This window comes from Paenibacillus sp. Y930 (assembly GCF_056786375.1).
In genome coordinates, this window is record NZ_JBXCIX010000012.1 from 21,585 (window position 1) to 45,219 (window position 23,635).

Sequence of the window (23,635 nt, forward strand, 5' to 3'; positions counted from 1 at the left end):
GAATGAATTAGTGATTCAATTATATAGGGGGTATGTTTACCATGGCAAGGCTTCCAGTTGTTGTTCGTCTAAAAACAGGACTACACGCAAGACCAGCAGCATTATTTGTGCAAGAAGCAAACAAATTTTCCTCCGAGGTATTTGTTGAGAAGGACGATAAAAAAGTGAATGCAAAGTCGATTATGGGTATTATGAGTCTTGCAATAAGCTCTGGTACGGAAATTACAATTAGTGCCGAAGGTTCAGATGCTGAACAAGCAGTTAATGGCCTAATTGCATTAGTAAGCAAAGAAGAATTAGAAAATCAATAGTCATGTGGCTTAAGCGCATTATTATTGATTTTCGATATGAACTTTGTATGTACAGTCATATGATCGAAAGTTATAGAAGGATACTTGGTTATATTCACATTCGCGGATATAAGCAGGTATCCTTTTTGCTATGGTTAAGGGATGGATCATTACTTAGTAAAAAGTAAAAAGTCTGCATGAGAAGGGGAAGCGATTTGCTCCCTTCATGCAGACTTTTTACATGGTGAAACTATAATGATCAATTACATTTTGTTGTAATCAAGTTCAAGATTCAAGCTATCAATCATGCCTTTAAGTTTATTGGCAGATTTCTCAAATAATTGTTGCTCCTCAGGAGTTAAATTCAACTCAAGTGGTTGACGAACACCGCTGCGATCAACGATACATGGAACGCCTAGATAGACATCAGACACACCGCAATAATTATCTAATAATGTAGATACGTTCAATACTGCACCTTCATCATCAAAGATGGCCGTTACAATACGATCAATCGCGAGTGCAATGGCATAGTAAGTAGAGCCCTTTGCCTCGATGATCTCATAAGCAGCGTCGCGGGTATTCGTGAAAATATTTTGCTTCGTATCATCAGGAAGCTTGAGATCTACTCCTGCAACGTTAGCTAAGCTCCATACTGGAAGTTCAGAATCACCATGCTCGCCAATAATATGTGCATGCACACTACGAGGATCGATTTTCAATTCTTTACCCAGCAAGTAACGGAATCTTGCGCTATCTAGCAATGTACCAGATCCGATGACACGATGAACTGGCCAACCAGATTTCTTCAGTGCTACATAGCTCATAATATCTACTGGATTTGTTGCGATAAGCAGAATCGCTTCTTGGTTATACGGTAATATTTGTTTAATGATGCTATCAAAAATATCTGCATTACGTTGCAAAAGATCTGTACGAGATTCACCAGGCTTTTGTGCCGCGCCTGCAGTAATAATAATAATGTCCGCACCTACGCAATCAGCATAAGTACCTGCCCATAATTTTGCTCCGCCTACAAATGGCATTCCGTGATTCATATCTAGTGCATCACCTGCTGCTTTTGCGTGATTAGCATCGATAAGAACGAGTTCATCGACGCGATTGCGAAGCAATAGCGTATATGCCGTTGTAGAGCCTACTGCACCTGTGCCGATCATAACAAGTTTACGTGTTTTCATAGTTATTCCCCACTCTCTTTGAAATAAGGTTTGTTGAGATAATAATAGAACGTGGCCATAAGTACACTGCCGCCCATTATATTACCTAATGTTGCAGGGATGAGGTTATGTAGTATATCTCCGATGCTAAGTACTCCCCAGCCTTGGGCTGCTATAGATATAGCGAAAACAGACATATTTGCGATACTATGTTCAAATCCAGCGATAAAGAAGCTGAATACCAACAATACCATGACGAACATTTTTGCTCCATCAGTTTTCATAAAGTATGGAATGAAAAATGCTAAACATACAAGCCAGTTACATAAGATAGCACGAAAAAATATTTCGATGGTTGAAGCATCAATTTTTTTGTGAGCAACTTCCAGTAGAAAAGTATTCACATTAACATCAGCAAAAAGCTGTGTTAACCAAACGAGTATTGCGAACAGAATTGCACCAACAATATTTCCTATATAGCTAGATAATAGCATTTTTAATGTATCTATCCAAGTCATTTTACGACGTAATGCAGCATAGCTAAGATAAAATGTATTACCTGTAAATAGATCTCCACCAGCATAGTAGATTAGAATAATAGCCATACCGAATATCAATGCTGCAGCAGGGTATGCAAACGGTGATTCAACTTGATAGAAGAGAGATCCCGTCTTAAAGGCTGCAATAACACCAAATCCAATAAACATACTTGCCATAATTGATCTCAATAAGGAACGGAATTTATCCTGTTTGAAAATAGATAGTTTTTTTGCAGCTAGTTGTTCAATTTGAGCTAATGCTTCTGTTTCCATAATAGAATTCCTCCAAGTAAGCAAAATCTATTTGATGATATCTTTATCATATTGTGAACAGCTTATAATGTATGTGACATAAATCACGAATAAGAAATATATGGAAAATTATCAAATGAAAAAGACGACAGTGGTTGGTTCACTAGAACAAAAAATGTTCAATGTGGATCAACCACTATCGTCTCTAGATAAGTGTTACAAAGCTGTAGGTATTAATCTATGCGTTTGATAACTTTATCGATCAAACCGTATTCCAGTGCTTCTTGAGCGCTCATGAAGTAATCGCGATCAGTATCCTTTTCAAGACGTTCAATCGGATTGCCAGAACGTTCTGCAAGAATACCGTTCAATTTCTCGCGCATTTTAATGATGCGGTTAGCGCGAATGGCGATATCACTTGCTTGACCTTCAACACCACCAAGCGGTTGATGAATCATAACTTCGCTGTTCGGAAGTGCAAAACGTTTGCCCTTCGCTCCAGCAGTAAGTAAAAATGCACCCATAGATGCTGCCATACCTACGCAAATTGTAGATACATCAGGCTTAATATATTGCATCGTATCGTAGATAGCCATACCTGAAGTGATAGAGCCACCTGGACTATTAATGTATAGATGAATGTCTTTCTCTGGGTCGTCTGCTGCTAAGAAAAGCATTTGCGCAATAATGGAATTGGCAACGACGTCGTTTACACCAGATCCAAGAATGATGATGCGATCCTTCAGAAGTCGAGAATAAATATCATAAGAACGTTCTCCGCGATTACTTTGCTCGATAACCATTGGTACAAAGTTCATTTTCACCAATCCTCCTTAAACTTTTCATGAACTACTTGGTACAACTTCTTGTAAATGAAAAGTAGCGTCGAAAGCATCGACTTAAACTTTTCATGAACTACTAAGTACAACACCACATCACAACTATGTTGTGTAAATATCATAATAGAATTTTAATTAAAAGTCAAAGATAGTCAGACTTTATTTCCACTTCATCATTGTTACCTATATTGGTAGTCATTAAACATAATAAATGACGAGAAAATGTATCGATATCCTACATTAGCTTATGTATAAAATGATAGTAGCATGATTATAAAAATAAAAAAGCCCGTACAAGAAAATTCTCTTGTACAGGCTATAAGTAGAAGGTTTGGCGCGCCCGCTAGGAATCGAACCTAGATCTCAGGCTCCGGAGGCCTACGTCATATCCATTGGACCACGGGCGCTAATTTAAGATGACATTGTCGATTATATGGGATAATAGGAAGCGAAGCAAGTTTAAAATTCAAATAAATTATTCGGGCAATCGCTTACATGAAGAAACGGCACTTGCAGTACGTCAAAATATTAGGTAAACTAAAGGTGGGACTTAAATCATACCACAGGGACAGAAGATGTCCAATGAGTTCTAGAGTAATGTTGTATGTGGTACACGTGGACTCTTTCCGATGGAGTGATGGTATTTATGCGTCAGCTTATTGAACTGCAAAGACAGTTAGTACCAGAGCTTTTGGATGTCATGAGAAAGCGATATAAAATTATGCAGCAAGTGATGCTTGCAGGAACAATTGGTCGACGTGCGTTAGCAACAACGTTATCGATGACCGAACGAGTGCTACGAGCTGAAACGGAGCTGTTGAAAGAACAAGGACTTCTAATTATTCAATCTTCTGGCATGCAATTAAGCGAAGACGGCAAGAAAGTGCTTGAGGAAATCGAGCAGCTTGGCGATCAAGTGTTTCGTAGCTCAGAAATTGAAGACAAGCTGAAGTCGATGTATGGGTTAAAGCAGGTTATTGTCGTTGCTGGCGATTCTGAACAATCAGAAATTGCAAAGCGTGAATTGGGCCGTGCAGCAAGCCAGTTGCTGAAGCAAGCAATACGTTCTGGAGATGTTATCGCGGTATCAGGTGGAACGACAACTGCACAGGTTGCCAAGTACATGAGCTTACCCAATTCCATCAAAGATATTGTATTTGTACCAGCTCGTGGTGGTCTTGGTGAAAGCTTGGATTATCAAGCGAACACGATCGCATCTATGCTGGCGAAACGGACGGGTGGACATTACCGATTACTACATGTGCCCGATCATATTAGCTCTGATGCGTATGAATCGATCATTCAAGAACCTTCCATTAAAGAAATTGTTGAAGTTATTCGAAATGCACGAATTATTGTGCACGGCATTGGTGACGCTATTGTAATGGCCAGACGAAGAAAGACTGATCCTGAAGAATTACTGGCGATGCAAGGCGAAGGTGCAATGGCCGAATCATTCGGTTTTTATTTTAATCGTAATGGTGAACCTATTTATAAAATGAAAACAGTAGGTATGCGGCTTGAGGATATTGCTCAAACTGAAGTGTTGATAGCAGTTGCTGGCGGTGCTAGCAAAGCTGAAGCTATTGATGCAATCATGAAATTTGGTTATGATCACGCACTTGTCACTGATGAAGGGGCAGCGTTGCGGATGATCGAGAACTATGAAGCTAATCGGCATCACGACGAACTGTAATTTATTACACTCGTCTCAAATATATAAATCTTTTCAAAAACAAATTAACCTTAGGAGGATTTACTCATGATTAAAGTAGGTATTAATGGTTTTGGACGTATTGGTCGCTTGGCATTCCGTCGCATTCAAAATGTGGCAGGTATTGAGGTAGTAGCAATTAACGATTTGACAGATGCTAAAATGCTTGCTCATTTGCTTAAATATGATACAACTCAAGGCCGTTTCGATGGCGAAGTTGAAGTGCATGACGGCTTCTTCAAAGTTAATGGCAAAGAAGTTAAAGTTCTTGCTAACCGTAACCCAGAAGAACTACCTTGGGGCGAGCTTGGCGTTGATATCGTTCTAGAATGTACTGGTTTCTTCACAACTCTAGAAGGTGCTGAAAAACATCTTAAAGGTGGAGCGAAAAAAGTTGTTATCTCTGCTCCAGCTACAGGCGATATGAAAACTATCGTTTATAACACTAACCATGAAATTCTTGATGGTACTGAAACGGTTATCTCTGGTGCTTCTTGTACTACTAACTGTCTAGCTCCTATGGCTAAAGTTCTTAATGACCAATTCGGTATCGTTCAAGGTCTTATGACAACTATTCATGCTTACACAGGTGACCAAAATACACTAGATACTCCACACCCTAAAGGTGACTTCCGTCGTGCTCGTGCAGCGGCTGAAAATATCATCCCTAACACAACTGGTGCTGCTAAAGCAATCGGTCTAGTAATTCCTGAACTTAACGGTAAACTTGACGGTGCAGCTCAACGTGTACCAACAGCAACTGGTTCTCTAACTGAACTTGTTACTGTGTTGAACAAAAAAGTAACTGTTGATGAAGTTAATGCTGCTATGAAAGCTGCTGCTGACGAATCATTCGGTTACACAGAAGACGAAATCGTATCTTCTGACGTTATTGGTATTACTTACGGTTCTCTATTCGATGCAACTCAAACTAAAGTTCAAACTATGGGCGACCAACAATTGGTTAAAACTGTATCATGGTACGACAATGAAATGTCATACGCATCTCAATTGATTCGCACAGTTGAACATTTTGCAAAACTTATCAAGTAATATTTGAGTAATATCAAAGAGCGGAAACAGTGATATTGTTTCCGCTCTTTATATATAATCGTGTCGTGAAGTTTCAACAATATTAGCATGACTAGGTTTTGTGGTTCTAAGCTATAGACAATATAAATGGTGCGGAGGAACGTCTAATGAATAAGAAAAGTGTACGTGATATCGAAGTAACTGGAAAACGAGTATTTGTTCGTGTAGATTATAATGTTCCGCTTGAAGATGGAAAAATTACAGATGACAAACGTATTCGCGAGACATTGCCTACAATCAATTTCCTAATTGAAAATGGTGCTAAAGTTATTCTTGCTAGTCACCTTGGTCGCCCTGATGGCGCAATAGTTGAAGAGCTTCGTCATACTGCAAGTGCAGTTCGTCTTGCTGAGTTACTTGGCAAACCAGTTGTTAAAGCTAATGAGTCAGTTGGCGATGCTGTTAAAGCACTTATCGCTGATATGAACAATGGTGATGTAATGTTGCTTGAAAACGTTCGTTTCAATGCTGGTGAAGAGAAAAATGATGCAGAACTAGCAAAACAATTTGCTGATCTTGCTGATCTATTCGTAAATGATGCATTCGGTGCTGCTCACCGTGCACATGCTTCAACAGAGGGTATCGCTCACTTCCTACCGGCTGTATCTGGTTTGCTTATGGAGAAAGAATTGGATGTGCTAGGCAAAGCGCTTAACAATCCAGCTCGTCCGTTCACGGCAATCGTTGGTGGATCTAAAGTTAAAGATAAAATTGCAGTTATTGAAAAAATGATCGAAATCGCGGATAACATTATTATCGGTGGCGGTCTTTCTTATACATTCTTCAAAGCTCAAGGTCATGAAATCGGTCAATCTCTTCTTGATAACAGTAAACTTGATCTTGCACTTGAATTCATTGAAAAAGCAAAAGCTGCTGGCAAGAACTTATACTTACCAGTTGATGTTGTTGTAACGGATGAATTCAGTGCAAAAGCTAACACGAAAATTGTTTCCATAGACAGCATTCCAGCTGACATGGAAGGTATCGATATCGGTCCAAAAACTCGTGAAATCTACGCTGAAGTTATCAAAAACTCTAAGCTAGTAGTATGGAACGGACCTATGGGCGTATTTGAAATCGAGCCATTCTCTCATGGTACACAAGCAGTAGCTAAAGCAACAGCTGAAACTGATGCTTACACAGTAATCGGTGGTGGAGATTCCGCAGCTGCAGCTGAGAAATTCGGCCTAGCTGATAAAATGAACTTCATCTCAACTGGTGGCGGTGCTTCCCTTGAGTTCATGGAAGGTAAAGTTCTTCCAGGTGTAGTAGCTCTTAACGATAAATAAGAACGTAACGTTCTAACATAAGCGTTCGATATACTTTTCATATACTGGCTAAGTATATCGAACGCTAAAAAGTTTTGACTATGCTTTCGAAGTAAATTTTCATTAACCGAGAAGTGAATCGTGAAGCGATGAAAAAGTTTTAGCTTATGCTTTCGAGGTAACTTTTCGTTACAGAGAAGTTGCTTATGATAGTTAACGAAAAGTTTTTAGGAGGGTATATGATGAGTAGAACACCTATTATTGCAGGTAACTGGAAAATGTTCAAAACGATTTCAGAAGCGGTTTCTTTCTTCGATGCTATTAAAGGTAAAGCTGAAGTTGCTGGAGTAGAAAGCGTAATTTGTGCACCATTTACAAATTTACCAGCACTTGTTGAGGCTGCTAAAGGCACATCTATTGCTATCGGCGCGCAAAACCTTCACTTTGAAGATAACGGCGCATTCACTGGCGAGATCAGTGGTGTAATGTTGAAAGATCTTGGCGTGAAATATGTATTGATCGGACACTCTGAGCGTCGTCAATATTTCGCTGAAACTGATGAAACAGTTAACAAAAAGGTTCATGCTGCGATTAAACATAGCCTTGTACCCATCGTATGTATTGGTGAAAAGCTTGAAGAGCGTGAAGCTGGTACTACGAAAGATGTATGTAAAGTTCAAACTGAAGCTGCGCTTCAAGGTCTATCTGCAGCTCAAGTAGCGGACATCGTTATTGCATACGAACCAATTTGGGCAATCGGAACTGGTAAATCATCAACTTCCGCTGATGCTCAAGAAGTTATCGGTTATGTACGTAGCGTTGTTGCTGAATTGTATGATCAAGCAACTGCTGATGCTGTTCGTATTCAATACGGCGGTAGTGTTAAACCGGAAAATGTAACGGAATATATGGGTCAAGCTGATATCGACGGAGCACTAGTAGGTGGCGCAAGTCTTGAGCCAACTTCTTATATTGCACTTGTCGAGGGGGCCAAGTAAGATGGCTAACCGCAAACCAGTAGCACTTATTATTATGGATGGCTTCGGTCTTCGTAATGATGTTGTTGGTAACGCCGTGGCACAAGCTAATAAGCCGAACTACGACCGTTATTTGACTCAATACCCAAATACAACTCTAACAGCGTGTGGTGAAGCAGTAGGACTACCAGAGGGCCAAATGGGTAACTCTGAAGTAGGTCACTTAAACATCGGGGCTGGACGTATTGTATATCAAGATTTAACTCGTATTACGAAATCCGTTCGTGATGGCGATTTCTATGATAATGAAACATTGCTTAAAGCATTGCTTCATGCCAAAGAAAATGGCAAAAAACTTCACCTATACGGATTGTTATCCGATGGTGGTGTGCACAGTCATATCGAGCATCTATTTGCTTTGCTTGATATGGCGAAACGTAATGATTTCTCTGAAGTATATATTCATGCATTCCTAGATGGTCGTGATGTATCTCCAGATAGCGGACTTGGCTATGTTGAAAGATTACAAGCGAAAATCCAAGAAGTAGGCGTTGGTAAAATCGCAACACTGCAAGGTCGTTACTATGCAATGGACCGTGACAAACGCTGGGATCGTGTAGAGAAATCTTATCGTTCTATGGTGTATGGTGATGGCCCATCTGCAACGGATGCATTGCAAGCTGTTAAAGATTCTTACGCTGCTAACGTTTATGATGAATTCTTCTTACCTACCGTAATGCTACAAGAAGATGGTAGCCCAATTGGATTGGTTGAAACTGGAGATTCTGTAATCTTCTTTAATTTCCGTCCTGACCGTGCAATCCAGCTTTCTCAAGTATTTACGAATGAAGAATTCCCTGGATTTGATCGTGGTGAGAAATTACCGAAGGATCTATTCTATGTATGTTTGACACTGTTCAGTGAAACAGTTGGTGGACTAGTTGCTTACTCGCCGAAAAACCTTGATAATACGCTTGGTGAAGTATTGGCGCAAAACAACTTGAAACAACTACGTACAGCTGAAACTGAAAAATATCCGCATGTCACGTTCTTCTTCAGTGGTGGTCGTGATAAAGAGCTTCCTGGTGAAACTCGTGTCTTGATTAACTCTCCAAAAGTTGCGACATATGACTTGCAGCCTGAGATGAGTGCTTATGAACTAGCGGAATCTACAGTTCGTGAGATTGAATCAGACAAGCATGATGTTATTATCCTTAACTTTGCAAATCCAGATATGGTTGGTCACTCTGGTATGCTTGAACCGACAATTAAAGCGGTAGAAGCTACTGATGAGTGTGTTGGTAAAGTAGTAGACGCTGTTCTTGCCAAAGGTGGCGTATGTCTAATTACTGCTGACCATGGTAATGCTGATATGGTGTTTGATGAAAATGGTCGTCCTCATACGGCGCATACAACAAACCCTGTTCCATTTATTGTGACTTCTAATGATGTGCAATTACGTGAAGGCGGAATCTTAGCTGATATCGCTCCAACGATGCTTTCATTGCTTGAAGTAGCAAAACCAGAAGAAATGACAGGTTCTACATTGATTAAGTAGTACCAAAACATGTACAATATAGTTATAAAGTAATTAAATAATAATTAAAAACCTAAAGGAGTTGTAACTTAATGTCTATTATCGTTGACGTATACGCACGCGAAGTTCTTGACTCTCGTGGTAATCCTACTGTAGAAGTAGAAGTTTCTCTTGAATCTGGTGGCAAAGGCCGCGCAATCGTTCCATCCGGTGCATCTACTGGTGCATACGAAGCTGTTGAGCTTCGTGATGGCGACAAATCTCGTTACCTAGGAAAAGGTGTAGTGAAAGCTGTTGACAATGTTAACTCAATCATTGCTCCAGAAATTATCGGTCTTGACGCTCTTGATCAAGTTGCTATCGACCGTAAAATGATTCAATTAGATGGTACTCATAACAAAGCTAAGCTAGGTGCTAACGCTATTCTTGCAGTATCTATGGCTACTGCTCGTGCAGCTGCTGACGCTCTTGATGTACCTCTTTACACATATCTTGGTGGATTCAACGCTAAAGTATTGCCAGTTCCAATGATGAACATCATCAATGGTGGTGAGCATGCTGATAACAACATCGACGTTCAAGAATTCATGGTTCTTCCTGTTGGTGCTGAAAGCTTCAAAGAAGCTCTACGCATTGGTGCTGAAATCTTCCACAACCTTAAAGCGGTTCTTCATGACAAAGGTCTTAACACAGCTGTTGGTGACGAAGGTGGATTCGCTCCAAACCTTGGTTCTAACGAAGAAGCAATTGTTACAATTCTTGAAGCTATCGAGCGTGCTGGTTACAAAGCAGGCGAAGATGTATTCCTAGGTATGGACGTAGCTGCTACTGAGTTCTACAAAGATGGTAAATACGTTCTTGCTGGTGAAGGTAAATCCTTTACATCTGCTGAGTTCGTTGACCTTCTTGGTTCTTGGGTTGATAAATACCCAATTATCTCAATCGAGGATGGTCTTGATGAGGATGACTGGGCAGGTTGGAAACTTCTTACTGAAAAACTTGGTAACAAAGTACAATTGGTTGGTGATGACTTGTTCGTTACTAACACTGAGCGTCTATACGATGGTATCGAAAAAGGCGTTGGTAACTCAATTCTAGTTAAAGTTAACCAAATCGGTACATTGACTGAAACTTTCGATGCAATCGAAATGGCTAAACGTGCTGGTTATACAGCTGTTATCTCTCACCGTTCGGGTGAATCAGAAGATAGCACAATCGCTGACATTGCTGTTGCGACTAACGCTGGACAAATCAAAACTGGTGCTCCTTCTCGTACTGACCGTGTTGCGAAATACAACCAATTGCTTCGTATCGAAGATCAACTTGGTTCTACAGCTCAATACGCTGGTAAAACAGCATTCTACAACTTGAAAAAATTCAAATAAGTTAATCCAATAACTTATTATAAATAGGGAAGTACTTCTTACATCTTAACGGATGAGGGAGTGCCTCCCTTTTTTGTTGCTGACACATGAAACAGACCACTCTAGGTAATAATGAACGTAATAAATACAGATGAGTGGGTAATAGACAATGAATAAACCAAATAGTAAAGAAAACAATGAGTCCAATAATGTAACAAAAAATGAGTCAACACATGAACCTAACAATGATTCAAAGAATGAACCTAACAATGAATCAAAGATTGCAACAAAACAAGGTCCAATAATCGGTATGCAAATGTATTCGATGAGCCAGCTTGCAGAATATGATATGGAGAAAACGTTAGAGGAAATTGCGAACATCGGCTATCAAGCTGTGGAGATGACTGGATATTATACGTATTCGGCTCAGCAGATTAGAAGGAATGTTAACCGCCTTAATCTCGTAATACCGTCAGTTCATGTTCCATTACGAATTTATGATGAAGAAAAAATTGTTGAGGATTTCGAGAAGTCTGCTGAGTATGCAGCAGAAGTAGGTGCAAAGTATGTTGTTATTCCTTGGCTACCGATTAGTGAGAAAGTTAAAGAGAGTGAAATCCAATATCTTGTACATTTAATTGGTACTTGTATCTCGGTTGCGAAAAAGAATGATTTGCAGCTTGTTCTTCATAACTATTCAAGAGAATTCAAAATAATTGATGGTGAATTTGTACTTGAACAGCTCATTGGACCATTCGACAAAGATCAATTACAGTTAGAGTTAGATCTTGGCTCTGTTTATATCTCGGGATTAGATCCTTTTCAAATATACCGAGATTATGAGGAACGATCCCCTTTAATTCATTTGCGAGATGTGACTTATGGAAGAAAAGATTGTAATCTTGGAAAAGGTAAAATTGATTATGCAAGGCAGTTACATCGCTTGCCTCATCTTGAGGAGAAAATAATATATATCGATCAACAATTTGATAATGAACACGAACTAGAGCATGCTCGGCATAACTATCAATTTGTAAAAGAACAACTTCAAAAGCGACAAGTACCTCTACAATATCAATTCTAATCGAAACCCGTCCTATTGTAACAGCGCCTAATTTATGTTAGAATCATATTATCTATTTTTGTATGGATTGGCTATGCTGGAGGTGGAAGAAATGGATGTTGCTTTGAAAATCTTGTTAATTGTTTTTGCGCTTGGTTTGATTGGAGCAGTATTGCTGCAAAAAGGTAAAAGCGCGGGACTTACTGGTGCAATCACTGGTGGTGCTGAACATTTATTCGGTAAACAAAAGGCTCGTGGTTTAGACCTATTTTTGGAGCGTCTAACTGTGGCTTTAGCTGCAGGTTTCTTTATTTTGGCGTTAGTAGTATCGTATTTCTTAAATGCATAATTAGAGCATTGAAAAGCGAGGGATTCCCTCGCTTTTTTTTGTTGGTATCTTACATATATTTAAGATTGATTTAATCACATATAGTGTATACTTAACAGTATGATGATATAAGAATAAGGGGGAAAGTTTATGGTGAACGAGAGTCAATTACTCGAATTTATGAAAGAAATAGCCTATAAACCGATGACATATCAAGAATTAGAACAGCATTTTGCGATTAGTGAAGCTACAGATTTCAAAAACTTTCTGAAAATGCTTGTTGCATTAGAGGATGAAGGGAAGATTCTTAGAACGCGGACAGAGCGTTATGGTGTGCCAGAGCGAATGAATTTATTGCGTGGGCGGATACAGGCACATGCTAAAGGTTTTGGATTTCTAATTCCAGATGACAAGGAACACGGAGATGTCTATATTCATGCCAATGATTTGAAAAGTGCGATGAATGGTGATATCGTCCTTATTCGCATTACAAGCAAAAGCGAAGCAGGCGGTCGTATGGAAGGGGAAGTCGAACGTATTGTAAAACGTGCGGTAACTCAAGTTGTAGGTGTTATTGAACACCATGAAGCCTTCGCATTCGTTATGCCAGATGATCAGCGAATTAATCGAGACATCTTTATTCCTAAAGGTAAAGCAAAAGGCGCAGTTTCCGGACAAAAGGTTGTCGTGCAAATTAAGGTTTATCCTGAAGGAAGATCGGCTGCAGAAGGCGAAGTTATCGAAATTCTTGGTCATAAAAATGATCCAGGTGTAGATATACTATCCATCATACGTAAACATCAATTACCCGAAAAATTTCCTGATGAAGTTATGGCCGAAGCAGAAGCTGCTCCTGAAGTCATTACTGAAGATGAAATTACTAGTCAAAATCGTCGCGATCTTCGTAATGAAGTGATCGTAACGATCGATGGTGCAGATGCAAAAGATCTTGATGACGCTGTTCATGTAAAACGGTTAGACAATGGTAATCTGTTACTCGGTGTGCATATCGCTGATGTAGGCTACTATGTAAAAGAACGTTCTGAACTTGATCAAGAAGCGTTTCTTCGAGGCTGCAGTGTCTATTTGGTAGACCGAGTTATTCCGATGCTACCACATCGTCTATCTAATGGAATATGTTCCTTGAACCCGCAAGTAGATCGTTTGACGCTTTCTTGTGAAATTGAATTTGATGCGGAGTCGTTAAAGCAAGTTAAACATGACATATTTACTAGTGTTATTCGTACAACAGAGCGTATGACGTATACAGATGTTCGCGATATTCTTATAGCTACAGAAGAAGAACCTCATACGGAACTGAAAGAACGTTACGCTCCATTACTAGATATGTTCCAGTTGATGGAACATCTAGCTATGAGATTGCGAAAGAGCCGGATGAAGCGTGGAGCGATTGATTTTGATTTCCAAGAATCAAAAATAATTGTTGATGACGATGGTAAAGCTATAGATATCGTAAAGCGTGAACGTTCTGTAGCTGAGCAAATTATTGAAGAGTTTATGCTAGTAGCTAATGAAACAGTTGCAGAGCATTTCTATTGGATGAAAGTACCTTTCCTTTATCGTATCCATGAGGATCCAGATCAAGAAAAACTACAAACATTTATGACATTTGCTGCGAACTTTGGTCATGTAGTAAAAGGAAAAGGTAATTCGGTACATCCTCGTGCATTGCAGACGCTACTTGATAAAATTCAAGGTACGAAGGAAGCAACGGTTATCTCGACGATGATGCTTCGTTCGATGAAACAAGCGAAATACGATGCGGAAAGCTTAGGCCATTTCGGGCTTGCGGCTGAATATTATTCGCATTTCACATCGCCAATTCGTCGTTATCCTGACCTTGCCATTCATCGGGTCATTCGTGAAGTAATCGAAGGTGGCGGTTCACTAAGTAGCAAACGCCAGGAAACGCTAGCTATTCGTATGCCGGATATTGCCCAACATTCCTCACAACGTGAACGTATTGCTGTAGAGGCTGAACGTGACACTGATCGTTTGAAAAAATGCGAATATATGCTTGATAAGGTTGGCGAGACATTCAGTGGGATCATTGGCAGTGTGACAAGTTTCGGGATGTTTGTAGAACTTGAAAATTCTGTTGAAGGATTAATTCGTCTTGGAGATATGACCGATGACTATTACAATTTCCACCAGGATCATATGATTCTTGTCGGAGAACGTACTTCGAAAATATATCGGATCGGTGATGAAGTAGAAATTACGGTTAATCGTGTGAATATGAGCGACCATACGATAGATTTTGTGTTTGCAGGTACGAAAGGGAATAGTGATCGTTACTCTGGAAGAACGGGACGAAACCGTCAAGATGTAGGTCAAGCAGGTGATCGCAAGCCGGCACGCGGTGGGAAGCCAGGGACAGCTGTTGGAGGAAGTAGTAATGATCGACGTAAGCCAAGAGCAGGTGGAGATCGTAATCCTCGTCAAGGGGATAAACGTTCTGGAGCAACAGATTCTCGTGATAACAAAGAGAAGAAGGACTTCAAGCGTGGTCCGCGGACAAGCGCAGTAACTGGTGATAAGTCGAAAAATCCGTGGGTGGAAGACAACCGCTTAATTCTTGACTTTGATAGTGTGGATAAAGAAAAGGCTGCGGCTCAGCCGAATCGTGAAGAGGGCGGAACATATTACTCCAACCCATTTGCAGGAAAACCACCAAGAAAGAAAAAGTCTGCTTCAGCTCAAGGGGATAATAAGAGATACTATAAGAAGACATCAGCAAGTGGGGTGTTTAATGGCGGTAAAGATAGTTCAAAATCGTCTGGTATTGTGTTAGATCCCGCACAGAAGAAGGCGAAAAAGAAAAAAGATAAAGCCAAAAAAGCAATGGGTGGCTTCGTACGTAAAAAGAAATAAGCGCAATTTCGATAACGAATAAAAATACATTCGGATGAATAAAGGGAGAAAGCAAAACAAGTAAAACGCTTGCTTTTTCCCAATTCCTATAGTAAACTCAAGCTAATTGATATGATTCACCTCTATTCACATATTGAAAAGGGTATCATCATCTTCATGAACCTTTTTCAATGTGTGAATTTTTTGTTTTACAACGAAATAGGCGCATATTATTTATTTCTTTATAAAGGAGGCTATTTCACATGCAACAAGGTACAGTTAAATGGTTTAACGCTGAAAAAGGCTACGGCTTTATCGAAGCTGAAGGCGGAAATGATGTATTCGTACATTTCTCCGCAATCACTGGCGACGGCTTCAAAACTCTTGAAGAAGGCCAACAAGTTGAGTTCAACGTAGTTGACGGCAACCGTGGACCACAAGCAGAAAACGTAGTTAAGCTTTAATAGCTTACTTGCGCTAATGCGTGAACGAAGGACCGACCTAGACCATTCGTGGCTAGGCGGTCCTTCTTGTCTCTATCACAATATTGCTTTTGTACAGTAGAATTGCTACAATATAGTTTCATGAGATTAGAAGTAGAGAGGTGAATGGTGTGAGTAAAAATGTAACGGAGAGTAAGCCATTAGCACGAAATAAAAAGGCATCTCATGATTACTTTATTGAAGAAACCTTGGAAGCTGGGATGGTGCTAACCGGTACAGAAATCAAATCTCTTCGTACAGGTAGGGCAAATATTAATGATGCGTTTGCGACGATTCGTAATGGCGAAATCTTTATTCACAATCTGCATATTAGTCCTTTCGAACAAGGGAATATTCACAATCCAACTGATCCAACTCGTGCTCGTAAGCTATTGCTTCACAAGTCTCAAATTCTTAAACTTCTGGGTCAGGCAAAGCAAGAAGGTTATTCTATTGTGCCATTGAAAATTTATGTGCGTAATGGCTATGCCAAATTGCTAATTGGACTAGGTAAAGGTAAGAAACAATTCGATAAACGTGATGCAGCAGCAAAACGTGATTCGCAGCGTGATATTCAACGTATATTACGTGAAAAGCAGAAAGTCATTCGCTAAGTAGAAAAGAGAGAGTATTCCTCTTTAACAGTGAATTTGATAATTTCCAACGATCATACAGTGTGAATTGATGAAAATCATGATATACTATAGTAGTAATCAAATCTTATTAGTCGGTGGCTAATGAGTACATTAATCCGTGCTTACTTCTTGTTGAAGCAAGCGTTCCTAAGCTAAAGCTTATTACGATAAGCTTGATGCCATTTAGGGGGCGTTTATGGATTCGACGGGGACTGGACGAGCGCGGGTTGCGAGTAGTGGGGCCGCGTCCGCTTTATCAACGCTAAAGCCTATTAAACGGCAAAACTCAAACAAACTACGCTTTCGCAGCCTAAGAAACTGTGTGCGTGCTTCTACCCAGCATCGTCCATGTGACTGGAATAGGGGCTAACAAGTAGTGGAATACGCTGTCTCATCTCCGCCTGGGGTGAGCAGAAGAAGACAATCAGGCTGGGCCTAGTGAAAGCCGGTTACGGGGCGTTTACTAGATCGACAATAAAACTGTGACTACACTCGTAGAAGCCTGTGTGGCGTAGTCTTCGGACAGGGGTTCAAATCCCCTCGCCTCCACCATCATCAACACCATCCGCATGAGGATGGTGTTTTTGTTTTGTCTGAAATAAATATTATAATTTTGTAACTATTTAACAATTGAATATTTTTAAGATGAATGGAAATTCGCCTTCAAATATTTTAGCAAAGTTCATGTTTAGTTCTGAATCAAATGAATTAAAATCGATTGATGTAAACTATATTTATAATTCTAGATTAGGTGAAACATTAGAATTTATGAATAATACTCAAATACATTTTACTTTTCTCATTAACTCTATATTATCTGCTAGAAGTAAATTAGTGATTGTCTCTCCGTGGATAAGATTTAATGTTATTAATAATATAGATTTGGTTAGTGCATTTGAGTCAGCAATAAAACAAAGTGTTGATGTTACAATTTATACTGATGAAGGTTTTAACAAGGAGAATGGTATTTATACAGATTCGTTTATTAAGGCTCATAAAATTTTAGAAGGTCTAGGAGTAAAGGTAATATTACTAAAACGTGTTCACAGTAAGTTATTATGGTTAGATGAAAGTGTGTTTGTAGTTGGATCATTTAATTGGTTGTCTGCAGTAAGAGATGAACAGAATTTATATAGTAACTTAGAAATGTCATTGATATATAGAGGCGAAAAAGTTAGTCAATACATTAATGAAACAATAAAAGCATTTGAAGCTATCAAAAATTGATAATCTAAATGATTACTGACACTAGACTTGAATATGTTACTAGTGTCAGTAATGTTAGTCTATATGTTTCACAGGATTTTGTTTGTGCGCCTAGCATAGGCTTTATTTATAGGGTGAATTTTAATGCTTTCAGTTAAATTAGTGTCGTTATATATAACCAATAGATAATTAATAATATAGCAATTCAAACCCTCCACTAAGACACCACCCTATTGATATTTTGATATAGTAACGTCCTAAGAGTTATTTAGGGGGTCAGAACATGGTATTGAAGGTTATGAATTTGTCAGTAACATATGCTCAGAAAACCGTAGTTGATCGAATTAGTTTTCAAGTAAAGACTGGACAAGTTATTGGATTGTTAGGTGCAAATGGGACACGTACAGAAACTGCTCGGATTCTGGAACTTTCACCTGAAGTTATTTGGAATTGGGAACGAAATGGATTGATAACAGTCCCTAGACTTTCAAATGGGACTCGTATATACAGAAAATGAAGTAAAGAGGTTGAAAATTATTTGATCGTTAAGAACAGCACATTATTCGATAAGCGGAATCCTTTGATTGATGAATAAAGCAGATAAAATGACGGGAGCTAATCTCAATATTAAGAAAGTGCTCGACACACCTGAAGATCATGAGGACATTATTTCAGTGGCAGATCGATTAATCTATTCACTGGATTAAGCTATTGAGTCTGCAAAGGAACTTATATTGTTACTAAAGAAAAAACAGCACTTAGAGTGGTGACATTTCAGGGTTGAAGTTTGTGAAAATACAGTGAGAGCATTTCGCAAGAGTTATGGATAACAAAATATGAAATTACATCTATAATGTATACTCTTATCTAAATTCGTAAAACCTTCATCTTATATAAGTTGAAAATAATTATTGTGGGGGTTATCATGAAGATTTTTACAATGTTTTTAATGTCTATATTACTTATCAGTGTGCCACAATCGATAGCTAATGCGAATAAGCGACAGTTTGATGCTGGTGTAATCGCATTATTAGATTCACAAGGAAATGAAATTGGGAATGCGGAGTTTACTGAGTATAGAAATAAAGGTGTTAAAATTCATCTGGAGGCTAGTAAATTACCTCCAGGTATTCACGGTATTCACATTCACGAATTTGGTAAATGTGAACCACCTGATTTTACCTCTTCAGGAGGGCATTTTAATCCAGTTGGTAAACAGCATGGATTTAATAATCCAAAAGGTTTTCATAACGGAGATTTACCTAATCTCGTAGTAGGTAAAGATGGGAAAGTTATTGCAGATTTTGAAACGGAAGCAATAACCCTAGAAGAAGGCCAACCTAATTCTATTCGGAGACCTGAAGGTACTTCTCTTATCATTCACGAGAATGCTGATGATTATAATACAGACCCGTCTGGCAATTCAGATGGTCGCATCGCATGCGGTGTAATTAAATAAGACGAATAAGAGTATTCATAAACATAAATAACCTCCACTATAAGCACTAGAACTATTAGACTACTTAAGGTTTAAGGCTTACTTTAGTGGAGGCTCTTCCGTAGGTTTTTAATCCAGGAACTTTCTACAAAAACTCTATGTCCAAGCCCAGAAGTACCCATAGGCATCTTTTACTGAAGTGTGAAATAGACGAGATTGTAGCAAATAGGGGCATATTGTACAGGTTCGCTCCCGCAGAATAAATCCAAAACAATGACTACACCCGTAGAAGCTTATATGGTGTATTCTTCTCACAGGGTTTTCAACAGTGTAAGCTCGCCTCCACCAATATGTAGAACCCCGATCACAACAAGAGGTCGGGGTTTTTGCTTGTGCGCCATACGTGACAAATAACTAGGCGGTGAAAGTCCGCTGTAGGGGGTTTATAGTTTCCAACCACTAGTCAAGAGCAAGGGTGTCCATCGCAAGGTGGAATCTGAAGGAAGCTGGAGGCAAAATTCCGATCCGAGGAACACGAGCATCATCAGGCACAAGGTATGGGATGAGCTTGCAAGACAAAGCAAAGTCCAATCAACTACATAGACATGTTGTGTAAATGGTGTGGGTACAAGGAAGGAAAGTGAAACTAATTTGTGTAAAATAATTTTAAATTATGTTTTTATATTCCCTTTACTAAACTATAACAATTATTTACATAATATTAACCTGAAATTGAGATTCTGAAAATAATCCAGTAATACAATAAGAAAGAATAACAATTTGAAGGAGGAATTATTTTGAAAAAAAAGTGGGTTTTGTCCGGTTTAGCTGCAATGATGATATCTTTATTAGCTAGCCCGGCAGCTACACATGCTTCTGAACCTTTCGATTTAACCATTTTGCACTTAAATGATCACCATTCGCACTTGGAAAGTCAAACTTATGATTTAAGCTTAAACTATGACGACGCACAAGAAGGAGAAAAGGTGCGCTTGAAATTAGGTGGAATGTCATACATATCCTCATTAATTAATAATAACAAAAATGACCACTCCTTATTTTTGCAAAGTGGAGAATTAAACGGAACCCTTTATTACAGCATTTATAAGGGTGAAACTGACATAAAAGTGATAAACGAATTGCAACCTGATGCTTACATGCTTGGTAATCATGCATTTGATGAGGGCGACAAACACCTTGCGGATTTGTATGATATAGCAACATTCCCAATTTTATCAGGAAATATTAAGCCTAATGAAAAATCCCCGCTCTATGAAAAATTAGACAAGCCGTACATGATTAAAGAAGTAAAAGGTGAAAAGGTAGCCATTATCGGCGTTTTAAAAGTAGAAAAAACGAAGGAGTCCTCTCTTGTCAGTGATGATGTAGACTTTATTAACGAAATCGAGTTTGTAAAGAGTGCGGTTGAAGAAGTAAAGGAGCAAGGCATAAATAAAATCGTAGTTCTGAGTCATATAGGTTATGACTTTGACCAAGTTTTGGCAGCTGAAACAAGCGACATCGACTTAATTGTAGGTGGAGATACACACGACTTACTTGACTCTACGGGTGAAATGAAAGCTCTAGGCTTGCCTGTAAACGGTGAATATCCAACGGTTGTTAAGAACGCAGAAGGTAAAGATACTTACATTGTTCAAGCATGGGAAAGTGCAAAGCTTCTGGGCAAAATTGATCTGAAATTTGATGAGCAAGGCGAAGTAATTAGCATAGACGGGAATCCAATTGCTCCTGTTAGTGGTCCCTACCAGGTTTACGAAGACAGCAAATGGGTTGACGCGGACGAAGCTACATTGACCAAAATCAACAACATTATTTCAAGTAGTAAAGTTCTGGTTGAGGGCAGAGCAAACCCTGCTGTGGAGGAAATTATTAATCCGTATCGGGAAGGGTTAGAAACCCAAATGGTGACAGTAATCGGCTCTGTGACAGAAACGCTATCTAACGAGCGGATCCCTAAACCTTTCACAGATATGAAAGATGCGAACGGAAGCTTTGCGGCACAGGTTGTTGCCGACGCATTCTTATATGGCTTGCCGAATGCTGATATTGCCATTCAGAATGCTGGCGGCGTAAGGGCAAACTTCTTGCAGGGTGACTATACAATGGCAGATGCCTACACGATGCTGCCTTTCTCGAATACCGTTACCACTCTCAAAATAACCGGTGAAGAAATCATTAATGTTTTGGATGAAGCCATTCGTTATTCGCAAGGCATTACACAGTCAACAGGTGCGTTTCCTTATGCATCACACTTGAGATATGACGTTTACTTGAATGCAACAGAAAATGTTAAGAGCGTATACAATGTGGACGTAAAAGATCGTAAGACAGGCGTATGGTCTCCAATTGACATGAAAAAGACCTATGTCGTAGCTACCAACTCCTTCACAGCGCTTGGCAAGGACGGCTACGTCACTTTCGAAAAGGCAATTGAGAGAGACCCTAATATAAAAGAAGAAACTCATATTCAATATGCCGTACCTCTTGTTGAGTTATTTACAGAGCAACTTAACGGTGGAGAGCTTGTTAAACCGAGTGCAGAGAGCTACTCCATAAAATCGGTAAAAGAATGGCAGTCGGAGCAATCTCCAGTAGTCGAAACTCCTAAAGAGGAGCCCTCAGAAAAACCTGTAGTTGTGAAAACTTATACAGTCGTAAAGGGAGATAATCTTTTCAAAATTGCTAAGAAAACATTAAATGACGGAACGCTTTGGAAACAAATTTATGAATTAAACAAGGGTACGATTAAAAATTCTAACTTGATTTTCCCAGGACAAATACTTGTGCTGCCATAAGCACGACAAAGCAACGTTTTCGACACTAAGTCTACAACTTTTTTATATCGATTCTATACTATATTTTTCAGTATAATACTTTATTATCACGGAACAAATGCCGTTTTTCCGTAATAGGAGAAGCGGTATTTTTGTATGTTGAGAAAAACAAGAACCACATGATTAGTCGGATAGAGGAGTTGGTGAGCTTACGAGAAAAAGCATTATAACGAGCGGAGCTAAAGCGATAAAAGAACATTTGGAAGCTATTAATCATAAAGATGCAATATTATACGTTGAAGAGATCGTCAAAAATCAAGAGAATCTATCGGAATGGCAAATAAAAAGCATAATAATACGATGCGCAGCCTGTGTGGCGTGATCTTCGGACAGGGGTTCAAATCCCCTCGCCTCCACCATGATTAAACCCGACCGCATGAGGTCGGGTTTTTTGTTTTATCTTTAGGAAGTAGACATTTACTAGACATTGGTTTTATAGATTAACAATTACGATGAATATAAGTAGACAAAATGTCTACTAAACTGTAATGTATTTAATTATTTGCCATAGGGTGAACCGTATCAAGTAGTGTTAAATCAGAAATATGTATTAAGGGTAGAAGCGTCGATGTTTTATATCCATTTAGGGGGTTAATTATACACATTCGATGCATATTGAGTGCTGTTCGTAGATGATTTACGTCGGTAAGTAGTGGTCAAGAAGAGGAAACTGATAAATAAGTAGCAGTTATTCTCGTTCTGTGACCTCGATTCGTTTTACGAATTCAGATATAATTGGTTTGGCTAGTTTCTTAAGTGGTTTCTGAGCTATTATCGAGATGATGATGCTTTTGGATAGAACATCAGATGTATTGAATTAGAGTGAGCTCTGTAGCTCACTCATTTTTTTGGACAATTCAGTTACTAAAAAGTCGAGTAATTCACCCTTTTTTGATTGTTTTCGAGCTGTTCAGAGTTGTCAGCTTGGCTAATAACAATAGCAATATGATTGAGTTGTTCCATAATCGTGTGACTAAGCTCGATTTCAGCGATAAAATGCTGGCTAGACTGTGGACGATTTTCACTCCGTTCTCCCATCAGTTTTTGAACTACATCGAATAGTTCTCGAGAGATGATGGGTGTGTGTATCTTTGACCACAATATAATCACACTTCGGAACTTTCCTACGAATAATAGAAGTAACGCTAATCGTTTTTTCTCTTTCTTGTACAAGGTCACCTACATAGTGTGGATATATAAGTATCCGCTTTATCGTTGATCCATACCAGAATTTTGATTAAATCGATTTACCAGCATATGTTGAAGGAGTTGGAATTGCACGTTTGGAAAGTGAACGAGCAAAAGTCTCAAATCAGTTAGAAGCTTACTATCAAGAAAATGTAACAGTGCCTTAAATGTAATAATTATGTTTATAGAAAAAAATATAAATTCAATATTATTCATTAATAATATTGAACCAACACATCATCAAGTGTTAATTTGTAGTAATACATCATGTTATAGTATGAAATAAAATAATAATAAAAAAGCTTGCAATCTATTAGGCTGCTATGGTATATTACTTCTTACCGCGACAAGAGATTGCGGGACACACACGAAAACGAAATGCGAGTCACACTTACGTAAGTAAATGAGAAACGCTTTGATATTTTCACTTGATCTTTGAAAACTGAACAACGAGTAAGAACTGCCATTAACAATTTCACCCCGTGAAATTGTTAATAACAAGCGAAACACGAAGAT

The 23,635-nt window shown here is 38.9% G+C and carries 22 protein-coding genes, 1 tRNA gene, 1 other RNA gene and 1 pseudogene; 19 read left to right on the plus strand and 6 right to left on the minus strand.

Annotation, left to right across the window (positions count from 1 at the left end):
* Positions 1-41: 41 nt before the first annotated feature.
* Positions 42-311 carry an HPr family phosphocarrier protein gene (locus AC1TO5_RS20280; RefSeq protein WP_258202682.1) on the plus strand — a complete coding sequence of 90 codons (270 nt, stop codon included), beginning with the start codon at positions 42-44 and terminating at the stop codon, positions 309-311.
* 242 nt (positions 312-553) lie between these two features.
* On the opposite strand, the gene AC1TO5_RS20285 is transcribed toward AC1TO5_RS20280, so the two are convergent.
* The 4 genes from AC1TO5_RS20285 to AC1TO5_RS20300 all read right to left on the minus strand — a co-directional run bounded on the left by AC1TO5_RS20285 (position 554) and on the right by AC1TO5_RS20300 (position 3,505).
* Positions 554-1,489: an L-lactate dehydrogenase gene (locus AC1TO5_RS20285; protein ID WP_482064658.1), complete on the minus strand. Its 936-nt coding sequence runs from the start codon at positions 1,487-1,489 to the stop codon at positions 554-556.
* Positions 1,490-1,491: 2 nt separating this feature from the next.
* On the minus strand, positions 1,492-2,280 hold the full coding sequence (locus AC1TO5_RS20290) for a formate/nitrite transporter family protein (protein ID WP_482064659.1): 789 nt from the start codon (positions 2,278-2,280) through the stop codon (positions 1,492-1,494).
* A gap of 212 nt (positions 2,281-2,492) precedes the next feature.
* Positions 2,493-3,077 (minus strand): ATP-dependent Clp endopeptidase proteolytic subunit ClpP, encoded by a 585-nt coding sequence (gene clpP, locus AC1TO5_RS20295; RefSeq protein ID WP_482064660.1) that lies wholly within the window; start codon positions 3,075-3,077, stop codon positions 2,493-2,495.
* Between the two features lie 353 nt (positions 3,078-3,430).
* Positions 3,431-3,505: transfer RNA gene (locus AC1TO5_RS20300), tRNA-Arg, on the minus strand.
* 197 nt (positions 3,506-3,702) lie between these two features.
* Here AC1TO5_RS20300 and AC1TO5_RS20305 point away from each other — a divergent pair.
* The 18 genes and pseudogenes from AC1TO5_RS20305 to AC1TO5_RS20390 all read left to right on the plus strand — a co-directional run.
* Positions 3,703-4,794 carry a sugar-binding transcriptional regulator gene (locus AC1TO5_RS20305; protein ID WP_482064661.1) on the plus strand — a complete coding sequence of 364 codons (1,092 nt, stop codon included), beginning with the start codon at positions 3,703-3,705 and terminating at the stop codon, positions 4,792-4,794.
* Between the two features lie 66 nt (positions 4,795-4,860).
* Positions 4,861-5,865, plus strand: a complete 1,005-nt coding sequence (gene gap, locus AC1TO5_RS20310) for a type I glyceraldehyde-3-phosphate dehydrogenase (RefSeq protein WP_482064662.1) — start codon at positions 4,861-4,863, stop codon at positions 5,863-5,865.
* 146 nt (positions 5,866-6,011) lie between these two features.
* A complete protein-coding gene (locus tag AC1TO5_RS20315) occupies positions 6,012-7,193 on the plus strand; it encodes a phosphoglycerate kinase (protein ID WP_482064663.1) in 1,182 nt (393 codons plus the stop codon).
* A gap of 221 nt (positions 7,194-7,414) precedes the next feature.
* Positions 7,415-8,170 (plus strand): triose-phosphate isomerase, encoded by a 756-nt coding sequence (gene tpiA, locus AC1TO5_RS20320; protein WP_482064679.1) that lies wholly within the window; start codon positions 7,415-7,417, stop codon positions 8,168-8,170.
* A gap of 1 nt (position 8,171) precedes the next feature.
* Entirely contained in the window at positions 8,172-9,707 is a 1,536-nt protein-coding gene (gene gpmI, locus AC1TO5_RS20325) for a 2,3-bisphosphoglycerate-independent phosphoglycerate mutase (RefSeq protein ID WP_482064664.1), read from the plus strand.
* 71 nt (positions 9,708-9,778) lie between these two features.
* Positions 9,779-11,071, plus strand: coding sequence for a phosphopyruvate hydratase (gene eno, locus AC1TO5_RS20330; RefSeq protein WP_482064665.1), 1,293 nt, complete (start codon positions 9,779-9,781; stop codon positions 11,069-11,071).
* A gap of 148 nt (positions 11,072-11,219) precedes the next feature.
* Positions 11,220-12,134, plus strand: coding sequence for a sugar phosphate isomerase/epimerase family protein (locus AC1TO5_RS20335; RefSeq protein WP_482064666.1), 915 nt, complete (start codon positions 11,220-11,222; stop codon positions 12,132-12,134).
* A 91-nt stretch (positions 12,135-12,225) separates the two neighbouring features.
* Positions 12,226-12,462, plus strand: a complete 237-nt coding sequence (gene secG, locus AC1TO5_RS20340) for a preprotein translocase subunit SecG (protein WP_482064667.1) — start codon at positions 12,226-12,228, stop codon at positions 12,460-12,462.
* Between the two features lie 129 nt (positions 12,463-12,591).
* Positions 12,592-15,336: a ribonuclease R gene (rnr, locus tag AC1TO5_RS20345; RefSeq protein WP_482064668.1), complete on the plus strand. Its 2,745-nt coding sequence runs from the start codon at positions 12,592-12,594 to the stop codon at positions 15,334-15,336.
* 242 nt (positions 15,337-15,578) lie between these two features.
* On the plus strand, positions 15,579-15,779 hold the full coding sequence (locus tag AC1TO5_RS20350; RefSeq protein ID WP_482064669.1) for a cold-shock protein: 201 nt from the start codon (positions 15,579-15,581) through the stop codon (positions 15,777-15,779).
* Between the two features lie 149 nt (positions 15,780-15,928).
* Complete coding sequence (smpB, locus tag AC1TO5_RS20355; RefSeq protein ID WP_482064670.1) at positions 15,929-16,411, plus strand: SsrA-binding protein SmpB; 483 nt, start codon at positions 15,929-15,931, stop codon at positions 16,409-16,411.
* 207 nt (positions 16,412-16,618) lie between these two features.
* Positions 16,619-16,984, plus strand: a transfer-messenger RNA (tmRNA) gene (gene ssrA, locus AC1TO5_RS20360).
* A 93-nt stretch (positions 16,985-17,077) separates the two neighbouring features.
* Entirely contained in the window at positions 17,078-17,659 is a 582-nt protein-coding gene (locus tag AC1TO5_RS20365) for a phospholipase D-like domain-containing protein (protein WP_482064671.1), read from the plus strand.
* Between the two features lie 262 nt (positions 17,660-17,921).
* Entirely contained in the window at positions 17,922-18,155 is a 234-nt protein-coding gene (locus AC1TO5_RS20370; protein WP_482064672.1) for a MerR family transcriptional regulator, read from the plus strand.
* 67 nt (positions 18,156-18,222) lie between these two features.
* Positions 18,223-18,345: a hypothetical protein gene (locus tag AC1TO5_RS20375; protein WP_482064673.1), complete on the plus strand. Its 123-nt coding sequence runs from the start codon at positions 18,223-18,225 to the stop codon at positions 18,343-18,345.
* 218 nt (positions 18,346-18,563) lie between these two features.
* A complete protein-coding gene (locus AC1TO5_RS20380) occupies positions 18,564-19,097 on the plus strand; it encodes a superoxide dismutase family protein (protein ID WP_482064674.1) in 534 nt (177 codons plus the stop codon).
* Positions 19,098-19,873: 776 nt separating this feature from the next.
* Positions 19,874-21,892: a 5'-nucleotidase C-terminal domain-containing protein gene (locus AC1TO5_RS20385; protein ID WP_482064675.1), complete on the plus strand. Its 2,019-nt coding sequence runs from the start codon at positions 19,874-19,876 to the stop codon at positions 21,890-21,892.
* A gap of 205 nt (positions 21,893-22,097) precedes the next feature.
* Positions 22,098-22,223 (plus strand): annotated as a pseudogene (locus tag AC1TO5_RS20390) (Fic family protein); the annotation flags it as partial.
* A gap of 572 nt (positions 22,224-22,795) precedes the next feature.
* Here AC1TO5_RS20390 and AC1TO5_RS20395 read toward each other — a convergent pair.
* Together AC1TO5_RS20395 and AC1TO5_RS20400 are read right to left on the minus strand one after the other, a co-directional pair.
* Entirely contained in the window at positions 22,796-23,032 is a 237-nt protein-coding gene (locus AC1TO5_RS20395) for a hypothetical protein (RefSeq protein WP_482064676.1), read from the minus strand.
* The gene (locus AC1TO5_RS20400; protein ID WP_482064680.1) at positions 22,953-23,144 is read right to left on the minus strand and encodes a hypothetical protein; all 192 of its coding nucleotides are present in this window, start codon (positions 23,142-23,144) and stop codon (positions 22,953-22,955) included. Before AC1TO5_RS20400 ends, AC1TO5_RS20395 begins: the two co-directional genes overlap by 80 nt.
* Positions 23,145-23,635 lie beyond the last annotated feature (491 nt).

Bases quoted from the DNA above. Each gene is read 5' to 3' on its own strand.
- AC1TO5_RS20280 (WP_258202682.1), top strand. From the start codon at position 42: ATGGCAAGGCTTCCAGTTGTTGTTCGTCTAAAAACAGGACTACACGCA.
- AC1TO5_RS20285 (WP_482064658.1), bottom strand. From the start codon at position 1,489: ATGAAAACACGTAAACTTGTTATGATCGGCACAGGTGCAGTAGGCTCT.
- AC1TO5_RS20290 (WP_482064659.1), bottom strand. From the start codon at position 2,280: ATGGAAACAGAAGCATTAGCTCAAATTGAACAACTAGCTGCAAAAAAA.
- clpP (WP_482064660.1), bottom strand. From the start codon at position 3,077: ATGAACTTTGTACCAATGGTTATCGAGCAAAGTAATCGCGGAGAACGT.
- AC1TO5_RS20305 (WP_482064661.1), top strand. From the start codon at position 3,703: ATGTGGTACACGTGGACTCTTTCCGATGGAGTGATGGTATTTATGCGT.
- gap (WP_482064662.1), top strand. From the start codon at position 4,861: ATGATTAAAGTAGGTATTAATGGTTTTGGACGTATTGGTCGCTTGGCA.
- AC1TO5_RS20315 (WP_482064663.1), top strand. From the start codon at position 6,012: ATGAATAAGAAAAGTGTACGTGATATCGAAGTAACTGGAAAACGAGTA.
- tpiA (WP_482064679.1), top strand. From the start codon at position 7,415: ATGAGTAGAACACCTATTATTGCAGGTAACTGGAAAATGTTCAAAACG.
- gpmI (WP_482064664.1), top strand. From the start codon at position 8,172: ATGGCTAACCGCAAACCAGTAGCACTTATTATTATGGATGGCTTCGGT.
- eno (WP_482064665.1), top strand. From the start codon at position 9,779: ATGTCTATTATCGTTGACGTATACGCACGCGAAGTTCTTGACTCTCGT.
- AC1TO5_RS20335 (WP_482064666.1), top strand. From the start codon at position 11,220: ATGAATAAACCAAATAGTAAAGAAAACAATGAGTCCAATAATGTAACA.
- secG (WP_482064667.1), top strand. From the start codon at position 12,226: ATGGATGTTGCTTTGAAAATCTTGTTAATTGTTTTTGCGCTTGGTTTG.
- rnr (WP_482064668.1), top strand. From the start codon at position 12,592: ATGGTGAACGAGAGTCAATTACTCGAATTTATGAAAGAAATAGCCTAT.
- AC1TO5_RS20350 (WP_482064669.1), top strand. From the start codon at position 15,579: ATGCAACAAGGTACAGTTAAATGGTTTAACGCTGAAAAAGGCTACGGC.
- AC1TO5_RS20365 (WP_482064671.1), top strand. From the start codon at position 17,078: ATGAATGGAAATTCGCCTTCAAATATTTTAGCAAAGTTCATGTTTAGT.
- AC1TO5_RS20370 (WP_482064672.1), top strand. From the start codon at position 17,922: ATGGTATTGAAGGTTATGAATTTGTCAGTAACATATGCTCAGAAAACC.
- AC1TO5_RS20380 (WP_482064674.1), top strand. From the start codon at position 18,564: ATGAAGATTTTTACAATGTTTTTAATGTCTATATTACTTATCAGTGTG.